Genomic DNA, 21114 nt, shown 5'->3' with positions numbered 1-21114 from the left:
ACCGTTACATCGTAAAATCGACTCTATAAACGCGGGTCGGGGCTTTAAGCCTCGGCCCGTGGTTTTTTCTGCATCTCCATGAAGAGCAGGCGATTTTAACCCAAAAAGTCGCGTTACGGAAACCAATTTTTCACGGCTTCCTCTTGCCGATTGGCGTTTTTTTGATAGTTTTGCATTATATTATCACATAATCCGCTCAATCATCTTCAAGACAGATTCTATCATGAAAAGGAAAATTACATTTCTTGTGATGGCGCTACTTGCCATACTGCCAATTTTCAAGGTTTCAGCGGCCGCGGAGAGTAAGCCCGACCCTAAATTTTACATCTACCTCTGTATCGGTCAGTCCAACATGGAAGCCGGTGCCACGCCTGCCGAGCAGGACAAGGATTTCAACGATCCGCGTTTCCAGTTCATGGCAGCCGTCGACATGCCCAACCTCGGGCGTGAGATGGGAAAATGGTACACTGCCGTGCCGCCTATCTGTCGCGAAGGCAACAACCTCGGTCCGGTGGATTTCTTCGGACGAAAAATGATTGAAGTTCTTCCTCCCGACTATCGCGTGGGCGTAATCAACGTGTCGGTTGCGGGAGCCAAAATCGAGCTTTGGGACAAGGACGATTATAAGGAGTATATCGACAACGAGCGCGACTGGATGAAGAACATCGTCAGCCAGTATGGCGGCAATCCTTATGAGCGTCTTGTGAAGATGGCAAAGCTTGCCCAGAAGGACGGTGTCATAAAGGGCATCCTCATGCACCAGGGCGAGTCCAACTCGCAGGACCCCCTATGGCCCGAGCGAGTAAAGCGAATCTACGACAATCTGTGCAAGGATCTTAAGCTCAACCCCAAGCAGACTCCTCTTCTTGCCGGTGAACTTAAGTATGCCGAGCAGGGCGGTGTGTGCGCGGCGTTCAACACCACCATTATGCCCAACCTTCCGAAGGTACTTCCCAACGCACACATAATTTCGGCTCTCGGTTGCGAGAGCACGGGCGACCAGTTCCACTTCAGCACCGAGGGAATGAGGCTTCTCGGACAGCGTTTCGCCGACAAGATGCTCCAGCTTCAGGGATTCAAGCCCGAGGAGAAAAGAACTCTCACCCTCAAGCCCGACAAGCTCGGAATCGAGATTAGCCCGACACTCAGGGGAATATTCTTTGAGGACATAAACAACTCGCTTGACGGCGGTATATGTGCGCAGCTCATCCAGAACAATTCGTTCCAGGCCTATAATGTGCCCGATGCTCCGGCTAACGAATTTTCGACATGCGACAGCGTGTTCTTCGGTTGGACGGTCGTAAGCAAGGGCGATGCCAAGGGTAGCGCAAGGGCTGTCGCCGACAAGCCTCTCGTGAAGAACCTGAAGCGTCACTACGATTTCGATCCCAATGACAAATATGATGATGAACAGCGTTACAAGCAGTACAGCGTGCGCTTTGAGGTGGAAAACCCCGGCGACGGTTTCGGAATCGCAGCCAACGGCTTCGGCATCGCCGAATACGGAAGAGGCAAGGAGTTCTACTACTCCAACAATACCCAGACCCCGTCGATTCCGGCCGTAAAGGATGTAAGCTACGACCTCGGAATGTATCTGCAGGGCGAGGCCTACAAGGGCGGTTTCAAGGTCTATCTTGAGGATAAGGACGGTAATGTAAACTCCAATGTGCTTACATTCACAGGCATCCCCGATGATTGGAAGAAATATGAAGGAACCCTGAAGGCCCTTAACAGCGCTGACAGCCGACTATGCATCGTTGCTGACGCTCCCGGTGTCTTCTACCTCGATTTCGTCACTCTGCTTCCTGAAGCGTCACAGCTCTGGAACGATGGAAAGAACGGCCCCTTCCGCAAGGATCTCATGCAGGCGCTCGCCGACCTCAAACCCACATTCATGCGTTTCCCCGGCGGATGTGCTTCCGAGGGCCCCAACTATTTCGGACAGGTGTTCTGGAAAAACTCCATCGGCTCTCCCGAGGAGAGGATCGGATTCCGTAACCATTGGGGCTACTGGACTTCGCAGTATGTGGGCTTCTACGAGTATCTCCTTATGGCCGAAGCTCTCGGTGCAACTCCGCTCCCCGTGCTTAATAACGGCGTTACGTGCCAGTTTGCCGGACATCAGTATGTAGCACCCCTCGATACCGAGGAGGATAGGGCGAGATTCAACAGCATATTCGTCCAGGACGCTCTCGACTTTATAGAGTTCTGCAACGGCCCCGTCGACAGCAAGTGGGGTGCGCTGAGAGCCGAAATGGGACATCCCGAACCCTTCAACCTCAAATACCTCGGCATAGGTAACGAGAACAGAGGCGATGCTTTCTGGGAACGCTTCGACATCATGTACAATGCTGTCAAGGAGAAGTATCCTGAGATTGTTGTCGTTTCAACCTCCGGTGCCGCTGATGCAGGCAAGGAGTTTGACGCCAACATGAAGGAGATCGATTCAAAGTATGCCAATACGATAGTCGACGAACACTACTATAAAAACAACGACTGGTTCTACAGCCACCGTGACCGATACAACTCCGACAAGGTGCGCGGTGCCGAGGGACTTACCTACGACCGCAACCGTCCTACGAGAGTGTTTGTGGGCGAGTTTGCCAACAACATGACCAACAATGACTATGCTTCCGCCATGGCCGAGGCCGCCTATTGGACCGGACTGGAGCGCAATTCCGATATGGTCGTCATGGCTGCCTATGCGCCTCTCTTCTGCAAGAAGGGCTACAACAAGTGGAACTCCAACCTTATATGGTTTGACAACCGCGGAATGTGGCGCTCATGCAACTACTACTATCAGAAACTGTTCTCCGAAGCCGGCGACAGAGCCTTCTTCATGTCCGATGCCATGAAGGGCAGTGCTCCTGACACCACTATATACACATCGCCCACTATCGACACCGCCACAGGCGAGATTTTCATCAAGTTTGTCAACTCGGAGGCTGTCGACAAGCGCATCACCGTCAATACCGGTTCGGGTACACGTTATGAGGCTGAAATGGAATTCATCTCGTCACATGACACCTCGCTTAAGAACCAGAAGGAGCAGAACTACTATTCAAGCCATCCCGACTACAATAAGGATCCCATGGACAATGTTCCTCCGGGCATGAAGGAACGACCCGGTATGCGCGAAATGGCATGGCGTTTTGCCAAGAGAGTGTCATATAACGAAGCGGTGGTTCCCCACACAGTCGATCTCGGCACGGTTAAGGGCAAGTTTGAATTAACCATGCCTGAAAATTCGGTTGGAATCCTACGCTTGAAATCGGTGAAGTAATTTCACCTTCCCCCGGAATACACGCTACATTGTCAATATTTACATATATTATATAAATCCATTATCCATTTCACACAACAATGAACATGTTAAAGCGTTTTGTAATCTTGTCATTCGCAATTGTCGGCGCCTTGGGGGCCGCGGCCGTAACTCCGCGACTTGTAAAGGCTGCCGACAACGGCTGGGGAAGCACCTCGGTCAACACCACGGTGTTTCGCAACAATTCACTTGTCACTCATGACGGCGTGCAGTACATCAGTTACTATGATGCCGACGGCTATCTCACGCTCGGCAGCCGTGATGTCGACGCCGACCGGTGGAACATTCACCGCACTCAGTATAAAGGTAACGCCGCCGACGCCCATAATGTCATAAGCATGATGGTCGACGGCGACGGTTATCTTCATGTTTCGTTTGACCACCACGGCCATCCGCTGAAGTATTGTCGCAGCGTTAAGCCGGGGTCGCTTGAGCTTGGTGAGCTGGAGTCCATGACCGGTATCGACGAGGACAATGTCACCTATCCCGAATTCTATACGCTCAAAGGCGGCGACCTGCTTTTTGCGTTCCGCTCGGGTTCGTCGGGCCGTGGCAATCTGGTCATGAACCGCTATGACCTTAAGAGCCGCAAGTGGCATCGCGTGCAGGATGTGCTGATCGACGGCGAGGATGAACGTAACGCCTACTGGCAGCTCTATGTCGACGCGTCGGGCACAATACACCTCTCATGGGTGTGGCGTGAAACGTGGCTTGTGGAAACCAATCACGACCTGTGCTATGCGCGTTCGCTCGATAACGGCGTGACATGGCAGCGCTCCGACGGCACCCCTTACACTCTGCCCATAACGCAGGACAATGCCGAGTATGCTTGGCGCATACCCCAGAACTCCGAACTGATAAATCAAACGAGCATGAGCGCCGATGCCGAGGGACATCCTTACATAGCCACATATTGGCGTGACGCCGACAGTGAGGTGCCGCAGTATCGCATCGTGTGGAACGACGGCTCCAAGTGGAACGCCCGTCAGGTGACGCAGCGCACACAGCCTTTCTCGCTCGCGGGCGGAGGCACCAAGATGATTCCCATAGCGCGTCCGCGCATGGTGGCCCACGGTGACTCCATATATTATATATTCCGTGATGCCGAGCGTGGAAGCCGCGTGTCGCTGGCCTATACCGATGCCGGCCCGTCGGGTGAATGGAAGGTTGCCGACCTCACCGACTTTGGCGTAGATGCATGGGAGCCCTCGCTCGACTCCGAGTTGTGGAAAAGCTCACGCCGTTTGCACGTATTCGTGCAGCCGTCGTTGCAGGGCGACGGTGAACGCATGGTCGATTCGCCCGATCAGCCTGTCTACGTGCTTGAAGTGACGAAATAATCGGAATTTTAGAACATTTTAGCTTGTAACCCACCGATTTTTAACAATATATGTCTGTCAAAGGCCGATAATGATGTGTTTTAAATACATCATTAATCAATTAAAACGGACAAAATTATGGCTGACAAGGATTTTACCCACCGAAAGCTTCAAGGGCATCCACAGCCCAAGAGCCTGAATGCCAAAGAGGTTCAGAAAGAACTCCCGGGGCATATACAACCAAAGGAGTTGGAAGTGCATCCCGAACCGATGGGGCTTCCCGCTCATGAAAAGAGCGGCGCTGCGGATGCTGCAGGAATCGCCGCTGCGGCAATGGGAGCGACAGCTGCCGCCGCAGGTGCTGCAAACAAACCGTCGGCCGACGTTGAAACAGCCGATGTTGACAATACTCCAAAATATGTGAAGTGGGGCGCTATCGGCGTGCTTGCTCTCGTTGTGGCCGCTTTGGCCGGATTGTTCCTGGGTGGCCGTCACTGGAATCTCGCTTCGTCGGAACCGCAGATGGCACGTAACACTGTCGTCACTAAGGTAAATTCGCCTGCAGGCACTTCGTCGACCGTTGACTCGCCTGCTCCCACATCACTGTTCCTCGTCGTCATGGGCGATGACAAGAATGTGGAGATAGGCGATGAAAATGCCGATGTCGCAATTAATACTACATCGGTCACACTCCCCGATGTCGATGTCATAGCACAGTATGACGAAGGCGATAACGCTGCCGCCGCTGCTGCCGCTCCTTCCGATGCCGCCACGGTTTCGGCAACTGCAGCCACAGCCCCGACAACTTCGGCCACCGCTGCCAAGACGGCTCCGGCAGCTTCAGCAAGCAATAATGTTGCCGCTTCCGGTGCATCGGTTATTTGCCTTTTCGGATTTGACAGCTCCGAAGTACAGGATACCAAGACTCTTGAGAATCTTGCCGCCGAGGCTAAGAAGAGCGGACGCAACGTAGTGATAAAGGCCTATACCGATGAGGTTGGCAATGTCGACTACAATAAGGCGTTGAGCATGCGTCGAGCCAAGGCCGTCAGTGACTATCTCGTGGCTCACGGCGTTCCTGCCGACCACATATCGACTCAGGGTATGGGCCCGACTCACGCATTTGCAACCAATGCTCGTGACCGCTTTGCACAAGTGACTCTTAATTAGGTGATTTAGCTATATTGACTGTGACAGTCCGGAGCTTCGCGCTTCGGACTGTCGTTTTTTATGTATCGATGCAAACTATTATTTATAGTTTATTAACACTCCATGGTATTGCATAACTAAAGACATTAGTTTATATTTGCAACGGATAATAAATCATCTCAGTTTATGGCAATCAAAGAACTTACAAGAAAAGAGGAAGAGATTATGAACTTCTTTTGGGCTCACGGACCGTTGTATGTAAAGGACATCCTTGAATTCTACGACGACCCGAAGCCTCATTTCAATACCGTGTCGACCATTGTGCGCGGTCTTGAGGAGAAGGGATTTGTGGCTCATGAGGCTCACGGCAAGACCTACCGTTACTATGCCTCGGTATCGCAGTTTGACATGGGTCGTCGCACTCTCAAGTCGATTGTTGAGCGCTTTTTCAAGAATTCCTATCTCGGCGTAGTGTCATCGCTGGTTAAGGACGAGGACATAACGGCCGATGAGTTGCGACGTCTTATCGACGAAGTTGAACGTAACGAAGAGAAGAAGTAACACATCATGGGCGCTCTCCTTGTATATTCGATTATCGTCGGCGTTACGCTCATCCCCATCTACCTTATAGTGAGGTTGCTCATGAGCGGGTTGACATGCTGGCGTTTCAACCGGGGACTGATATTGTTCGGTTACCTGATAGCATTGGCTATGCCATTTGTCATCGGCTGGATTCACTCGATTGACTTCAGTGACGGTGCCGTGCTCGACATTGAAGTGGGGCTGCCGTCGGTCATGGCTGTCGTTGCCGACGGTGAAGTCGATGCGGTTTCCCCGGTCAAGTGGTGGTGTGCGGGTGTGATAGCTCTATATTTCACGGGGCTTCTATTCTTCCTTTTGAGGGAGCTGTTCATCTGGAACAGGATGCACTCGGTCATCTCACGCAGCAGCCATGTCACGATGCCCGACGGCAATGTGCTCTGCATCCACTTCGATGAAAGCATCGCACCGTTCAGCTGGTACCGTTACATCGTCATGTCGCAGAAGGACTACGACGAAGGCGGCTCTACCGTCATCATGCATGAATCGATGCACATAAAGGCAAGGCACTGGCTCGATCTGCTGCTTGCCGAGGCTGTGGCTCTTCTCGTGTGGTACAATCCCGCAGGATGGCTTATGCGCAACGAGCTGCAGGCCGTTCACGAATATGAAGCCGACAACGGTGTCGTGACCGGTGGCGCAAATGTGCGTGACTATCAACTATTGCTAATACAAAAGGCCGTTGGCTCCAGATTCCCGTCCATCGCCAACAGCCTTGACCATTCTAATTTATCTAAACGTATTAAAATGATGCTACGTAAAAAAAGTTCTCCCGTGCAGCGTTGGCGAGCTATAGCCGCCGTACCTGCCTTGGCGTTGACCGCCGTTGTGTTCTTTAATCCCGGTGTCGCAGAGGCTCTTGAGTCGCTGTCGACTGCCAAAGTTACCAATTATGTCGCAATTATGCAAGAGGAACCGGCTGCCGCTGCGGTTGCCGAGCCTGAACAGTCGCCTATTGCATTGCCGTCACAGTCGGGCGAAGGTGACGATGGAGTGTATCGTTCGGCTGAAACTATGCCGCAATATGAGGGCGGCGAGGCGGCTTTGATGAAGTTTATCGCCTCCAATCTGAAGTGGATTCCCGGCGGCAAAAACGGCCGACTCATCGTGCAGTTTGTAGTGAAGAAGGATGGCACTGTAGGCGATGTCAAGGCTGTGCGATCTCTTTCACCCGAGCAGGATGCCGAGGCCGAGCGCGTAGTGCGCATGCTCAAGTTCACTCCCGGAATGGTGGATGGCAAGCCCGTCGATGTGTGGTACACTCTTCCCGTGTCGTTCCGCAGTAAGGCTGATGCCAAGCCTGCATCCCCGAAAAAAGCTCCGGCGGCCGGAGAGAGCATATCAGGCGACGACGCATATACCGCTGTTGAAACCATGCCTCGCTATGAGGGCGGTGAGGTGGCCTTGATGAAGTTCATGGCTTCCAATCTGAAATGGATTCCCGGGGGCAAGAACGGCCGGCTCGTAATGCAGTTTGTAGTGAAGAAGGATGGCACTGTAGGCGATGTCAAGGTTCTGCGTCCGCTTTCACCCGAGCAGGATGCAGAGGCCGAGCGCGTAGTGCGCATGCTCAAGTTCACTCCCGGCATGATGCAGGGCAAGCCCGTAAATGTGTGGTACACTCTTCCGGTGTCGTTCCGTGAAACCAAGCAGTCCAATTCAAACACCAACTCCAATACGGCTCCCGGTACTACGACAACCACCACGACCACTACCGACGGTGTGTCGACAACCGAGGTTTCCTATAGCCCGGGCAATTGATTGCAATCTACATTTTAATTAGATATATTGACACCGGCCGTCCGTTGAGGATGGCCGGTGTTCTGTTATGGGGCTGAGGCTGTCAGTCAAGCCTCCGATAAGGCGCAAAAAAAAAGCTGTCCACTTTAGAGTGGTCAGCTTATTTCATTTGTAGGAGAATTCTAATTCTCTAAATTACTTTACAGAGTCAGCGGGAGCAACTACAGAGTCAGCGGGAACTGAGTCAGCTACTTCTACAACTTCTTCAACAACTTCTTCTACAGCAACTACAGAGTCAGCGGCAGCAGCCTCAGCAGCGTTGTCAGAAGACTTGCAAGAAAACATTGATACGCTGAATACAACAGCAAGTAATAAAACTAACTTTTTCATTTTCTTTTTAATTAATAATAAAACAATTTTTTTAGCTTCAAAAACGATGCAAAGTTAATATAAAAATATTATACGCAAACAATTTTTTAGAATATTTTTCGTCGTAAAATTGCATTTCTCTAAAAAATCTCAAATTTTGTATCTAAACATCGCTTATTTTAACATTTACGCATCGTGATGACGGGCGCGATGCTTGTCGGCGATGCGGTTGGCCATGACAACGGCGCGTGATATGTTGTCGCAGATGTGATCCTCGCCGATCATGGTGTCGATGCCGGCTTTGAGAAGCACCTGACGCACCTGCTGGTTTACGCCCGAGAGCACTATGTGTATGTTGTCGCTTTGCGATGACTTGATGAGTATCTCAAGGTTGTGCACGGCTGTCGCATCGATGAAGGGCACCTTGCGCATCCTTATTATACGCACTATCGGCTTGGTTCCGAGTGTGCTTCGCATCATTTCATCAAACTTGGTGGCGACACCGAAAAAGAACGGGCCGTCGATCTCATATACCTCTACGCCGCGTGACACATCAAGCACTTCATGAGTGGTGGCATCGGTGCCTTCGGCCACATCAAGTTGCTCGGAGTACACTTTGATTTGCGTATTCTCCATGACACGACGCAAAAACAGGATTATGGCGAGAAGCAATCCTATTTCGATGGCTATCGTAAGGTCGAAGATGACGGTGAGCAGGAATGTGACGAGGAGAACCGATATGTCGCTTTTGGGTGATTTGAATATTCCCACTACGGTGCGCCAGCCGCTCATGTTGTACGACACGACAATCAGCACTGCGGCGAGGCAGGCCATGGGCACCATGTTGATTAACGGCATCAGGAACAGGAATATCAACAGCAGAACCACTGTGTGGATTATTCCGGCCACGGGGGTGCGTCCGCCGTTGGTGATGTTGGTCATTGTACGGGCGATTGCACCGGTTACGGGTATTCCGCCGAAAAACGGCACTACCACGTTGGCGATTCCCTGGCCGATAAGCTCGGTGTTGGAGTTGGTGTGCGATCCGGTGACACCGTCGGCCACCGTAGCCGATAGCAGTGACTCTATGGCGCAGAGGATGGCGATTGTAAATGCCGACGGGAGCAGGATGTTGATTGTGTTCATCGACAGCTCAAAGCCCTTGGGCTGAGGAATGTCGGTGGGAAGGTTGCCGAATCGGTCGCCGATTGTTTCTACGGCTATTTCGGGGAATGTGGCTTTGAGCAGATACACGGCCGCCGTCACGATGATTATTGCTATCAGCGAGCCGGGCAGCTTCTTTGAAATCATGGGGGTGAGAATGATGATGAGGAGTGACACCACGCCCACACCGAGAGTGGGAAGGTCGATATTGGCTATGTTGCTCAGGTAGACTCCCCATTTTGACAGGAAGTCGCTCGGTACATCGGTAAGTCCGAGTCCGAGGAAGTCGTTGATCTGGGTTGAGAATATTGTGAGGGCGATACCGCTGGTAAATCCCACTACGATAGGATAGGGTATGAACTTGATCACGGTTCCGAGGTGGAATATACCGAGCAGTATGAGTATCAGTCCGGCCATTAGGGTTGCTATTGCAAGGCCCTGAAGTCCGTAATTCTGGATAATGGAGTAGACGATTACGATGAAAGCACCTGTAGGACCGCCAATCTGGACTGAGTTGCCTCCAAATGCCGATACGAGGAAACCTCCGATTATGGCGGTAATCAATCCGATTGTAGGGCTTACGCCTGATGCTATACCGAATGCGATTGCGAGAGGAAGGGCCACGATGCCCACAACAATACCTGCGATAAGGTCGTCCTTAAAGCGGCTAAGCGAATAGTGACTTAACGCCGAAATCAGCTTCGGCCTGAAATCAATTGTACCTGAAAGGTTCATAATGTAATGATTGTAAGTAAATACCCTGTTTTGATTTTGAAGCCACAAAGATACGAAATAATTATATATTATTTATGCTTTTTAACACAAAAAGCGGCTCCAAGGCTATTTACTTTGATTTACATTAGGGCGAGGATCACTATTTGGACGAGGATTACGCGGGCAAACATGCTTAGGGGATAGACGGTGGCGTAGGCTATTGACTGGTGGTCGCCGGGCAGGATTGAGTTGGCGTAGTCCAGTGCCATGGGGTTGGCCATTGAGCCGCAAAGCATTCCCGTGGTGGTTCCGAAGTCAAATTTCAGCACTTTTACTGTGAATAGTCCGAGTATCAGCACCGGCACTATTGTCAGCAACATTCCAAGCAATATCCACAACAGGCCTTCGGAGCGGAATACCGTTTCAAAGAAGTGTGCTCCCGATTCAAGTCCCAGGCAGGCGAGATAGAGCGCAAGGCCGATTGCGCGGAGCATGAGATTGGCGCTCGTTGTGGTGTAGGTGACCATGTGCAGTCGAGGGCCGAATGTTCCCACGAGTATTCCCATGATGATGGGGCCTCCTGCAAGTCCTATGCTTATGGGAACTCCTATGCCGGGGAAGTGGAAGGGAATCGAACCCAATGCGATGCCGAGCACGATGCCGATGAACACGGCAAAGAGGTTTGGCTCGTTGAGCACGTTGATAGTGTTGCCTATCATGGGCTCGATCTTGTCGATTGCCTTCTGCTCGCCCACTACTATTATCTTGTCGCCAAGCTGCAGTCGCAGGTCGGGGGTTGCCAGAAGCGCGAGTCCGCTTCGGTACACGCGGCTTATGTTGACACCGTAGAGGTTGCGCAGTCTTAGCGAGCCGAGAGTCTTGCCGTTTATCTGTCGGCGTGTGACGATGAAAGGCTGTGACACGAGCTGGCGGTCGACGGTGTTCCAGTCGATATCGTTTGCGTTCCAGTCGGTCTTGTCCTGTTCGCCGAATACTATATGCAGGGCCTCTACATCGTCGGGAGTGCTCACTACGAGCAGTCGGTCGCCGGCTTCAAGGCGTGACGACGATGTGGGTATCGACACCGTGCCGTTGTGCCACAGTCGCGATATTACGAAGTGACAGTTGGACAATCGTGCTATTTCCTCGATTGTCTTGCCGTAGATTCCGGGGTTTGACACCTCAAACTCGGTGATTTTAGGCTTCGGAAGCGAGCCTATGGGAGCGTCGCTTATCTCATTGGGCTTGATGAAGAGCTTTCGCATTATGATGACTGCGATTATCACTCCCACAACACCGAGCGGATAGGTGACGGCACATCCAAGTGCGGGTGTGCTCGACGGGATGCCGAGCTGCGACAGTGTCTGTTGCACGGCTCCGAGCGCCGGGGTGTTGGTGGTGGCGCCGCAGAAGAGGCCCATCATGTCGGGGATGCTTACCGGCGTGACATAGGTCAGGGCTATGGCTGTTATGAGCGTGATCAGAGCCAGCGACAGTCCGAGGACATTTAGCTTGACTCCGCCGTGGGCGAGCGAGCTGAAGAATCCGGGACCCACTTGCAGGCCCAGCGCATAGACAAATATCACCAATCCGAAATTCTCGGCATATTTCAGCATCGCCGGGTCGATTGACAACCCTATGTGACCGGCTATGATTCCGATGAAGAACACGAATGTCACGCCGAGCGAGATGCCGGCTATCTTCACCTTGCCGAGTGCCATGCCTATAGCGCATATAAGCGACACTATCACGATGGCCTGCAGCGACGAGTGCTCTATCAACAGTAGGTTTATCCAATCCATTGCGTTACAGTTGGATTAACGAGTCGTAGGGGAAGTCACGTGTGGCGCGTTGGCCTATTACCGAGTCCCACAGCATGGGGCTTATGCCGTTGCCCGGACGCTTTACCGTTATGTTCTCTTCGGTGAATGTTTCTCCCGCTTTTATGTCACGCGCAGCCACGATGCTTTTGCGGGCTATGGCGATGTTGGCTGCTTCCGAGGGCGACACGTGCTTCTCGGCCGAGCCTGTTGCCTGCTCGATGTTGCGGATGGCTGTCACCATTGCCTTTAGCTCCTGGGGGTCGAGCGACGCCTTGTGGTCGGGGCCGGGCATTGTCTTGTCGAGGGTGAAGTGCTTCTCGATCACTTCGGCGCCCATGGCCACTGCAGCCACTGGCACTTCGATGCCAACGGTGTGGTCGCTGTAGCCCACGGCTCCGCAATGCAGGGTGCGTAACGCATCCATCGCTTTAAGGTTGACATCACACATCGGGGTGGGGTATTGGGTGTTGCAGTGCAGCAGCGTTATGTCACGGCGCGGTATGCCTCCCTTTTCAAGCACTTCCACAGCCGCCTCTATTTCGTTGAGCTCACACATGCCGGTCGACATTATCACCTTGCCTCCCTTGGCTGCTATCTTGCGCAGATAGGGCAGGTTGGTTATCTCGCCCGAGGGAATCTTCCAGTAGTCCATGTCGAGGCGGTCGAGTGTGTCGATTGACACGAGGTCAAACGGGGTGCTCATGAATCCTATCCCCTCCTTGCGGCACAGCTCGGCAAGACCCTCGTAGTCGCTGAGCGGCAAGTGTATGGCGCGACACATCTCAAGCTGGCTCTCATCGTTGCCGGTGTTCTCTTTCTGATATTCGGCTTTGGGTGCGATGGACGATATCACAAGTTCGGGCACGGCTGTCTGAAACTTTACGTAGTCGGCACCCGCCTCCTTGGCGGCATGCACCATGCGTTGTGCGAGTTGAAGGTTGCCGTTGTGATTTACTCCGGCTTCGGCTATGATAATGACTTTTTTGCTCATTGGTCTTTATTTGTCGTTCGGATTGTTGTAGAATACCACCTCCTGCTGGTAGCGGCTTATTTCGGTACCGTCACGCCAGTTGTCGCATGGCGTCAGCGACATTCCCGCCCATTCCGACAGGATGAATGACGGCAGGTCGGCACCGGCGTGAACCGAGCACACGGCTCCGCCTCCGAGTCGGGGATTGATCTCCATGAGAAGCATCCGGTCGGTGGTGATGTCACGCAGAAATTGCAGCGTGACAGCTCCGCGTAGATGCAGGCGCTCGATGACCTTGCGTGACAGTTCCATGATGCGGTCGTCACGCAGCGTCACGGTGCGTGACACCTCTCCGCCCACTACTTCGAGCCGCTTTCGCGGCACGGTGCATATCGGTGTGCCGTGGGCGTCGATGTAACAGTCGACCGTGTACTCCTCGCGTTGCGCTATGTACTCCTGGATTAGGTAGTCGGCGATGTGTTCGGCTATTTCGTCAAACTCTTTGTCGGATGATATTATCCTTATGCCGCGTGACGCCGAGCCGAAACGCGGTTTGGCGATGAGCGGATATGTGCGGTTGCCGTCAGATGTGGCCGGTATGGGAAGGCTGTTGCGCTCGAAGAGTGTTGCCGAAGCCGCTTTGTCAAATAACGTTTTCATCGTGTCGGCATCGCCCGAGGGGGCCCATGCGTCACCGTAGGTGCTGCAATATAGGGATGCAGGCTCGATTGCTCCGTCGACAAAGGGGATTATGATGTCGATCGAATGAGCCGTTACGGTGTCGTGCATGTGCTTGAGCAGATTGGGATCGCGCCAGCGCAGCCCGATTATGATTTCGGCGATGACGCTCACCGGCACATGGCTCTCAAGCTCGTAGCTGAATAGCTTGACCTCAAACCCCATGCGACGGCCGGCGTCGATGAACATGCGTCCTATCGACACCCGCTTTGCTCCTCCGAGAAACAGTATGTTGACGCTACGGCTCATCGGTTGTAAACGTTGTATTTGTACTTGGCGAGATTGTCGGGATTCCTGAACCAGTCGACAGTGGCGCGCAACCCCTCTTCAAGGCTCCACTCGGGACGCCAGTCGGTGAGCGTTTCAATCTTGGTGTTGTCGCCGCACAGGCGGAATACCTCGCTCTTGGACGGACGGATGCGCTTGGGGTCGACCACCCAGTTTATGTCGGCGTCCATTATTTCGGCAATCTTCATCAATGTCTGCTTCATGGTCACTTCGGCGCCTGTGGCTATGTTTATCTCTTCGCCCTCGACACCTTCGGCGCGTGCTATAGCGAGAAATCCCCGGCAGGTGTCCTTGACAAAGTTGAAGTCGCGGGTGGGCGACAGGTCACCCACCTTTATTTCACGCACTCCGTTGGCTATCTGAGTGATTATTGTAGGTATTATGGCACGTGCGCTTTGGCGGGGTCCGTAGGTGTTGAACGGGCGGGCAATCGTCACCGGCAGGTTGAAGGCGTTGTAGAAGCTTTTGGCTATGGCATCGGCTCCTATCTTGGTGGCCGAGTAGGGCGACTGCGGCTGGCGAGGATGATTCTCATCGATGGGCACGTAACGTGCCGTGCCGTAGACTTCGCTGGTGGATGTGACGATGAGTCGGCGCACATTGTGGTCGAGCGCCGCCTGACACATGTTGAGCGTGCCCTTTATGTTGGTGTCGACATAGCTTTCGGGGGCGACATAGCTGTAGGGGATGGCTATCAGCGCAGCGAGATGAAACACCGTGTCGCATCCCTGCGTTATGTGACGGCAGAACGCCGCGTCGCGCACATCGCCGCTTACCACTTCAAGGCGCGGATGCTTTATGTCATCGAGCCAACCCCAGTAGTTGAATGAGTTGTAGACGCTTAGCGCCCTCACTTCGTAGCCCTCTTCAAGCAGAAGCTCGGTGAGGTGCGAGCCTATGAATCCGTCGGCTCCTGTCACGAGTACTTTCTTGTTGCCTTCGTTTGCCATGTTACCATTTGTTTAGGAAGTAAATATATAGAGTGCCGTCATCGGCCGTATATTGCAGTCGCATGTCGTCGACTTCGAGTTTCAATACCTTCAGCTCGGTTATGCCGCGCGTTATGTGGGTTTCGGGCCAGGGCGTGTACAAGTCTTTCCCGTCGGGATGACTGTCGTCGGTGTGGGTGAAGTCGAGCTGCAGCATGTTGTCGCCGAGCTCCTTCCATGTCCCCCATCGCTCTTCGTGTTCGTTATGCGGGAGAATCTTGCGCATGCAGAATACCGACGACTGAAACTGCCAGAAGATGTCGCCTTGGTACTTTTCGTCGATCAGTCCGTCGATGGTGATGCGCTCGAGCTTCCAGCTTCCAAACCACGTGCCTATGTCGCCGTCGTTGCGGGTGCAGCCGGCAATGACGGGAAGCAGAATCGCTATCAGTAATGTGCTTATCGTTCGTTTCATCATCGGCCTCCTATGTTGAATGAACCTTTATAGGATATTGTCACCAGGATGCCGAAGTTGTTGCCGTACATGCTGCCGTGGTCCCATGCCAACTGGCATTTCAGGTCCATTTCAGGCGTGTTCTGCATCTTGTAAATGCCCTCCAGCATTATTGAAGTGTCGCGCACCTTGTGAAGTCGCGGCAGATAGGAGTCGCCGCGTCCCGTGCGATGTGAAATCATCATGCGGTAGTCGACCTCCGACGATATGTTGCCCCTCAGTGCCGCATGAAAGCCGCGCACGCGGGTGTCGGCGTAACGCATGTATCCGTCGAGGTTATAGAGTGGCGACGGAATGAACGGGGTGCCCTGCGACATTCCGTAACAGGCATATCCGTTATAGAAGTAGTTGTTATAGTAGGAGTCGGAGCCCGTGGCCTCGTCGGTTATGGTGGTCCCGGGATGGTCGCCGGGCGACCAGTGCAGCGGTCCCGACTGATTGGTGAAGTCGAGGTACTCCAATACCGCTCCGGTTATGAATCCGGGCTTTGAGGCGCGGAACTCCAGGCCCCACAGTCCGTCAAATCCGTTCATCTTGCCTATTCCCGAGCCGTCCTCCCACGGCGATTGCAGGTAGGCTCTCACCTCATTGCCGTTGCGCAGCCGGTAACGCAGGGCTATGTCCCAGCTCCCGAGGTGGTTGCCACGGTAGAAGTATTCGCCGTGACGGGGTATTATCATCTGGTAGAAGTCACGCAGCTTCAGCGGCGCTTTCACTTCCGACACAATCTCGCCGTTGCGGTAGGTGACGCATGTTCCGGCAAATTGGGCCGCAGCCTGCATTCCGAATGTCGCCGAAAACGGTTGCGACGGATTGGTGCGCAGATATAGACGCTTGTAGTTGTTCCAGTGTCCCGAGGTTATGAATGAGTTGTAGTGGTTGAAGTGGTCGCGCAGCCAGTTGTTGTCGTGAGGCTTGCCGTAGAACAGCACGGCATCTATTTGCAGCCAGCCGTTGGTCAGCGGTATGTCCTGGAAGTCGATGAATCCTATCCTGACTCCCGGCATGGGTCGGGAGTTGGCGCTCCACGTTATGTCGCCGCTCGACAGGTTGTCGTCGAGCATTGCCGACCCTGTTTCTTTCATTCCGGCGGTCATGAACAGGCCGCGGAACTTCACCTCGGCATAGAGCTGTTGAAGCCATATCGGTGCCGGGCCTTGGCCTCGTGTCACCCACTTGCCGTCGACAAATGCGTCGTAGTTGGTTTTCGACGAGTAGCCTCCTATCACATCGGCTCCGAAGCCGTAGCTGAAGCGGCTGTCGCGTGACATGGTGTGGCTCAGTGACGCTCTGAGGAGTGTTGAGTAGGGCTGGGTCACCGTTCCGTAGACATTTGACGCCATGTAGTAGGGTGCAAAGTCACCGGTGCCGAGATTCTCGATTATCTCGCCCCGGTAGTCTATGGTCACCTCCGAGTGCACTGTAAAGGGCCACGTGACGGCTACGATTGCTGCTGCCGCGCATTTCAGGCTTAGTCGCATGGCATTGACTCGGGAGCGTGGTAGGTGTCGATGTGACGTCCTTTTTTCTCCTCGAAGATTTCCGATACAGCAAAGAATATTCCGCTCTCCTCGACATTGCCAAACTCATCGTTGATGGCTGTGCCAAACATTCGCATCGACGGCGAGAGGCTCATGTAGGCGTTTACGAGCGGCGGTATGTTGTAACCGTGTTCGCGTATGGCCTTGTTGAGGATCTTGTAGTCCTCCTTGAATGTGGTGCCGGTGAAGAGCCGGTCCATGGCCTCGGTGTCGGTGTGGGTGTCGAGCGGCGTGATCGGTGTCACGAGCGAATCGTTGTCGGGGAAGTGCTTCGACAGGAAGTAGAGTATCATGTTGCGGCATTCGGCGTTGTAGCTCGGATACATCGTCACCTTGCCGAAGAGATATTTTACCTTGGGGTATATGACGGTGAGGGCGCCCAGACCGTCCCAGAGATTGTCGAGGGCGTAGAGTGCGTTGACCCCTGCGCGTGTCGACTGGTATTCGAGTCTTACAAATGAGCGTCCCAGCTCAAGCGTGTAGGGCAGGAATTCGTCGAGAAAGCGCTGTGAGAAGTTAAACATGTGACTTGTGGCCAGCCTCGGGCGTCCGTCGGGCTGGATGCGTATGTCGTCGCCGGTAATGAATCGGTAGCCGCCGATGATTTCACGCTCGCGTGGGTCCCACACGATAAGTTGTCGGCAGGGCGGAGTCATTGTGTCAAACTCGTCGATGTCACACTCCTTGCCGGTGCCGCCACCTGCGGCGCGGAACGCTATTTCACGCAAGCGGCCTATTTCGCGCATTACGTTGGGTGAGTTGTGGGCGTCAACGATGTAGACATTGTTGCCCCCTTTATTGGCGGTACGTAGAAACTTGTCGGGCGTAAGCTCCGCTTCAAGTACCTCGACGGGTATCGGCTCAATAATCTTCTGGTCCATTTATGCGGTTATGCTATTATTGGATTTTAGATTTTAAATCATAAACTATGCGCTTCATCGCCTTGGCTTCGATAGCGGCGTTGCGCCCTCCCTTGAATCGATTGTAGGGAATGGGCTTGCCGGCCACTATTGTAAAGCGGGCGTGACGGCTTCGGAATATTTCGCGCGGCAGATATATCATTTCGATATTGAACTTGAGGCCGACACGAGTCCGAAGTTTTGCAAAATTATAAAAAAACGGCGAATCTTTGCCATCAAAGTACACCGGAATTATGTCGCGGTGGTATTGGACGGCTTTATTTATGAACATTTTCTGCCATTTGAGGTCACGTATGCCTTCGTCGCGTTTGCGTGACACAAGTCCTGCCGGGAAAATGATTATGGGGTCGTTGCCGGCAAACACCTCCTCGATGTTGCTCGATGATTTACGGCTCTGCTTGCCGTGCTTGTTGATGGGCAGAAACACGTTGTCGAGCGGTTTGACGGCCATAAGCAGGTCATTGACAATGAATTTCACCCCGGGGCCGTAGATCTTGCTCACCCAGTCGATGAGGGCAATGCCGTCGAGTGCGCCGAGCGGATGATTGGACACGATTACTACACGGCGGTTTGGGGGCATATTGTCGGCTCCTATTACATTATACTTTATGTCAAGGTCGTCGAGTACCGCGTGGCAGAATTCGGCTCCCCGCTTCCCGCTTGTGCGCTCGAGTATTCCGTTTAGCTCGTCCTGGCAGATGGTGTGCTCAAGCCATTTCACCATAAATCCGGGAATGAACTTGGCATACTTTGACGCGCGGCTGTTAAGCGTAGCCGATATGTCCACTCTCAAATTGTCATTTTTTGCCATATACTTTCTTGGATTTACGATGCAAAATTAATCAATTATTTAAATTTAAACGTTTGTAGAGGTGATTTGACGATGTAAATTGTTACTTTTGTAGATTAAAAGTGTGTAGCGACATGGAGGAAGCGCTTAATCTATCATTGCAACAGAAACTGCAGCAGAAGCTTTCTCCGCTTCAGGTGCGTTTTGTCAGGATGCTTGAAATGAACGGACCCGAGGTGGAGGATGAGGTTAAGCACGCCCTCGACGACAACCCGGCGCTTGAGGTGGCCGAGGAGCCGGAGCACGAGGAAAGCGACTTCAATGAGTCGGCCGAGGACATGCAGCTCGCCGACTACGGCTCGGAGGACGAGATTCCTTCCTATCGCCTTGAAGCACGCAACCACAGTGCATCCGACACCTATTACGAGCCGGTGGCTGTCGACTCGTCGTCGACGCTGCTTGAAACCCTGATGTCGCAGCTTGCCGAGCATAATCTTGACGATACGCAGCTCACCGTTGCTCAGTATGTCATAGGCAATCTTGACGACAACGGCTATCTGCGGCGCGATGTGGGGTCGATGAGCTACGACATAGAGGCCCAGACGGGGCGTCATGTCACAACCCGTCAGGTCAGGGAGATGCTCGACCTTGTGCGCACTCTCGACCCGGCCGGAGTCGGGGCTGTCGACTTGCGCGACTGCCTGCTGATTCAGCTGAAACGCAAGGATGATTCGGTGGCGGTGAGGACCGCACGCGAGATTGTGGCTCACTATTTCGACCTCTTCTCCAAGAAGCATTACGACCGGCTGTGTGCCGCGCTCGACATAACGCCGGAGAACCTGCGTGACGCAATGGCGGTGATACGCTCGCTGAATCCCAAGCCGGGAAGTTTCATAGGCGGTGATCCTGCCGAGGAGCGCACGCGTCACATCGTGCCCGACTTTGCTGTGGATGTCGAGGGCCGCGACATAACGCTGTCGCTGCTCAACAACATCCCCGAGCTGCAAATCGAGGAAACATTCCGTGAGGACGATGCGGAGCGTCCCGATGCCACTTCTCGTGAACGCGAGGCCTCGCTGTTTATAAAGCAGAAGCGTGACGAGGCGTCGGAGTTCATCAAGATACTCAGGATGCGTCAGGAAACCCTGTTCAATGTCATGCACGCCATTGTCAAGATTCAGCGTGACTTCTTCCTGAACGGTGACGACGAAACTCTCATACGCCCCATGATATTAAAGGATGTCGCCTCGATTACGGGCTACGACCTTTCGGTAATATCGCGCGCCACGGCCGCGAAGTATGTAGCCACCGCCCGAGGCGTTTACCCGTTGAAGATGTTTTTCAACGAGCGACCAAAGGACGACGAGGACACTTCGACCCATGAGATACTGGCTGCCTTGAAGGCGGTGATCGACAAGGAGGACAAGCGGCATCCGCTGAGCGACGAGGCCATAACATCGATGCTTGCCGAGAAGGGCTATGAGATAGCGCGACGCACGGTGGCAAAATATCGCGAGAAACTCGGACTTCCGGTGGCGCGATTGCGTAGAGAACTCTAAACAATTAAAACTAAGAGGCGTTAAACATTAATAAAGAATATTGTTTATGAACAAGATAGCACATATTTTCTCTTGGATATTAAGTCCGGTGCTTATTCCCACTTATGCGGTGTTTGTGGCATTGTGGGTGACTCTGCTGAGTTTCCTGCCCGTTGATGCCCGGTGGGGTGTGGTGGCGATGACATGGGTCATAACCTGTGCCATACCCGTGGTGGCCATACTGCTGCTCTACAAGTTCAAGGTCATTTCGGCTCCCGGACTTAACCAGCAGAAAGAACGTTACATACCCTATGTGGTGACTGCGCTTTGCTATCTGGGGTGCGGATTGTATATGTATCGCGCTCATGCGCCCATGTGGCTTGTAATGTTCATGGTGGGCGGTGCTGCAGCCGCGTTTGTGTCATGCTTCATAAACATCTGGTGGAAAATCAGTGCTCACGGAGCCGCCATGGGCGGATTGCTTGCATTGATGTTCCGCATCCTTGTCGACGGATTGAACGTAATCGACATCTGGCCTCTTATATCGATTACGATACTGCTCACCGGCATACTGGGCTCGGCGAGAATAGTGCTTAACTGTCACACCTTCTGGCAGGTAATCGCAGGAGTCGCCAACGGCTTCTTCTGGGTGTTCCTGCTCACTTGACAATGAATGTAATTCATCA

The 21114-nt window shown here is 53.2% G+C and carries 17 protein-coding genes; 7 read left to right on the top strand and 10 right to left on the bottom strand.

Annotation, left to right across the window (positions count from 1 at the left end; translation table 11 throughout):
* Positions 1–223: 223 nt before the first annotated feature.
* The 5 genes from E7746_RS11080 (at position 224) to E7746_RS11060 (ending at position 8151) form a co-directional block, all read left to right on the top strand.
* A complete protein-coding gene (locus E7746_RS11080; RefSeq protein WP_136410826.1) occupies positions 224–3283 on the top strand; it encodes a sialate O-acetylesterase in 3060 nt (1019 codons plus the stop codon).
* Between the two features lie 86 nt (positions 3284–3369).
* Positions 3370–4662: an alpha-l-rhamnosidase gene (locus tag E7746_RS11075; RefSeq protein WP_136411345.1), complete on the top strand. Its 1293-nt coding sequence runs from the start codon at positions 3370–3372 to the stop codon at positions 4660–4662.
* Between the two features lie 117 nt (positions 4663–4779).
* On the top strand, positions 4780–5811 hold the full coding sequence (locus E7746_RS11070) for an OmpA family protein (RefSeq protein ID WP_136410825.1): 1032 nt from the start codon (positions 4780–4782) through the stop codon (positions 5809–5811).
* 165 nt (positions 5812–5976) lie between these two features.
* Positions 5977–6351 carry a BlaI/MecI/CopY family transcriptional regulator gene (locus E7746_RS11065; protein WP_168184370.1) on the top strand — a complete coding sequence of 125 codons (375 nt, stop codon included), beginning with the start codon at positions 5977–5979 and terminating at the stop codon, positions 6349–6351.
* Positions 6352–6357: 6 nt separating this feature from the next.
* Positions 6358–8151, top strand: coding sequence for a TonB family protein (locus tag E7746_RS11060; RefSeq protein WP_136410824.1), 1794 nt, complete (start codon positions 6358–6360; stop codon positions 8149–8151).
* A 174-nt stretch (positions 8152–8325) separates the two neighbouring features.
* On the opposite strand, the gene E7746_RS11055 is transcribed toward E7746_RS11060, so the two are convergent.
* The 10 genes from E7746_RS11055 to E7746_RS11010 all read right to left on the bottom strand — a co-directional run bounded on the left by E7746_RS11055 (position 8326) and on the right by E7746_RS11010 (position 18911).
* Positions 8326–8520 carry a hypothetical protein gene (locus tag E7746_RS11055; protein ID WP_123395605.1) on the bottom strand — a complete coding sequence of 65 codons (195 nt, stop codon included), beginning with the start codon at positions 8518–8520 and terminating at the stop codon, positions 8326–8328.
* Between the two features lie 165 nt (positions 8521–8685).
* The gene (locus tag E7746_RS11050; protein ID WP_123395606.1) at positions 8686–10398 is read right to left on the bottom strand and encodes a SulP family inorganic anion transporter; all 1713 of its coding nucleotides are present in this window, start codon (positions 10396–10398) and stop codon (positions 8686–8688) included.
* 119 nt (positions 10399–10517) lie between these two features.
* Entirely contained in the window at positions 10518–12179 is a 1662-nt protein-coding gene (locus tag E7746_RS11045) for a putative transporter (protein WP_136410823.1), read from the bottom strand.
* Between the two features lie 4 nt (positions 12180–12183).
* Complete coding sequence (gene neuB / locus E7746_RS11040; protein WP_136410822.1) at positions 12184–13191, bottom strand: N-acetylneuraminate synthase; 1008 nt, start codon at positions 13189–13191, stop codon at positions 12184–12186.
* A 6-nt stretch (positions 13192–13197) separates the two neighbouring features.
* Positions 13198–14157 (bottom strand): ATP-grasp domain-containing protein, encoded by a 960-nt coding sequence (locus E7746_RS11035; RefSeq protein WP_136410821.1) that lies wholly within the window; start codon positions 14155–14157, stop codon positions 13198–13200.
* Positions 14154–15146, bottom strand: a complete 993-nt coding sequence (locus E7746_RS11030) for an NAD-dependent 4,6-dehydratase LegB (RefSeq protein ID WP_136410820.1) — start codon at positions 15144–15146, stop codon at positions 14154–14156. Before E7746_RS11030 ends, E7746_RS11035 begins: the two co-directional genes overlap by 4 nt.
* Position 15147: 1 nt before the next feature.
* Positions 15148–15603, bottom strand: coding sequence for a lipocalin-like domain-containing protein (locus tag E7746_RS11025; RefSeq protein WP_136410819.1), 456 nt, complete (start codon positions 15601–15603; stop codon positions 15148–15150).
* On the bottom strand, positions 15600–17120 hold the full coding sequence (locus tag E7746_RS11020) for a capsule assembly Wzi family protein (RefSeq protein WP_136410818.1): 1521 nt from the start codon (positions 17118–17120) through the stop codon (positions 15600–15602). The genes E7746_RS11025 and E7746_RS11020 overlap by 4 nt, the downstream gene beginning before the upstream one ends.
* Positions 17111–18061, bottom strand: a complete 951-nt coding sequence (locus E7746_RS11015) for a GNAT family N-acetyltransferase (protein ID WP_136410817.1) — start codon at positions 18059–18061, stop codon at positions 17111–17113. The genes E7746_RS11020 and E7746_RS11015 overlap by 10 nt, the downstream gene beginning before the upstream one ends.
* Before the next feature lie 16 nt (positions 18062–18077).
* Complete coding sequence (locus tag E7746_RS11010; protein WP_136410816.1) at positions 18078–18911, bottom strand: 1-acyl-sn-glycerol-3-phosphate acyltransferase; 834 nt, start codon at positions 18909–18911, stop codon at positions 18078–18080.
* A gap of 113 nt (positions 18912–19024) precedes the next feature.
* Between E7746_RS11010 and rpoN the strand changes: the two genes are divergently transcribed.
* Together rpoN and E7746_RS11000 are read left to right on the top strand one after the other, a co-directional pair.
* Positions 19025–20449, top strand: a complete 1425-nt coding sequence (rpoN, locus tag E7746_RS11005; RefSeq protein WP_136410815.1) for an RNA polymerase factor sigma-54 — start codon at positions 19025–19027, stop codon at positions 20447–20449.
* A gap of 46 nt (positions 20450–20495) precedes the next feature.
* Positions 20496–21095 carry a hypothetical protein gene (locus E7746_RS11000; protein ID WP_136410814.1) on the top strand — a complete coding sequence of 200 codons (600 nt, stop codon included), beginning with the start codon at positions 20496–20498 and terminating at the stop codon, positions 21093–21095.
* Positions 21096–21114: the final 19 nt, after the last annotated feature.

Source organism: Muribaculum gordoncarteri, from assembly GCF_004803695.1.
Classification (GTDB): Bacteria; Bacteroidota; Bacteroidia; order Bacteroidales; family Muribaculaceae; genus Muribaculum; species Muribaculum gordoncarteri.
Note: the sequence above shows the minus strand (reverse complement) of the source record. Positions and strands in the feature narration are given on the sequence as shown.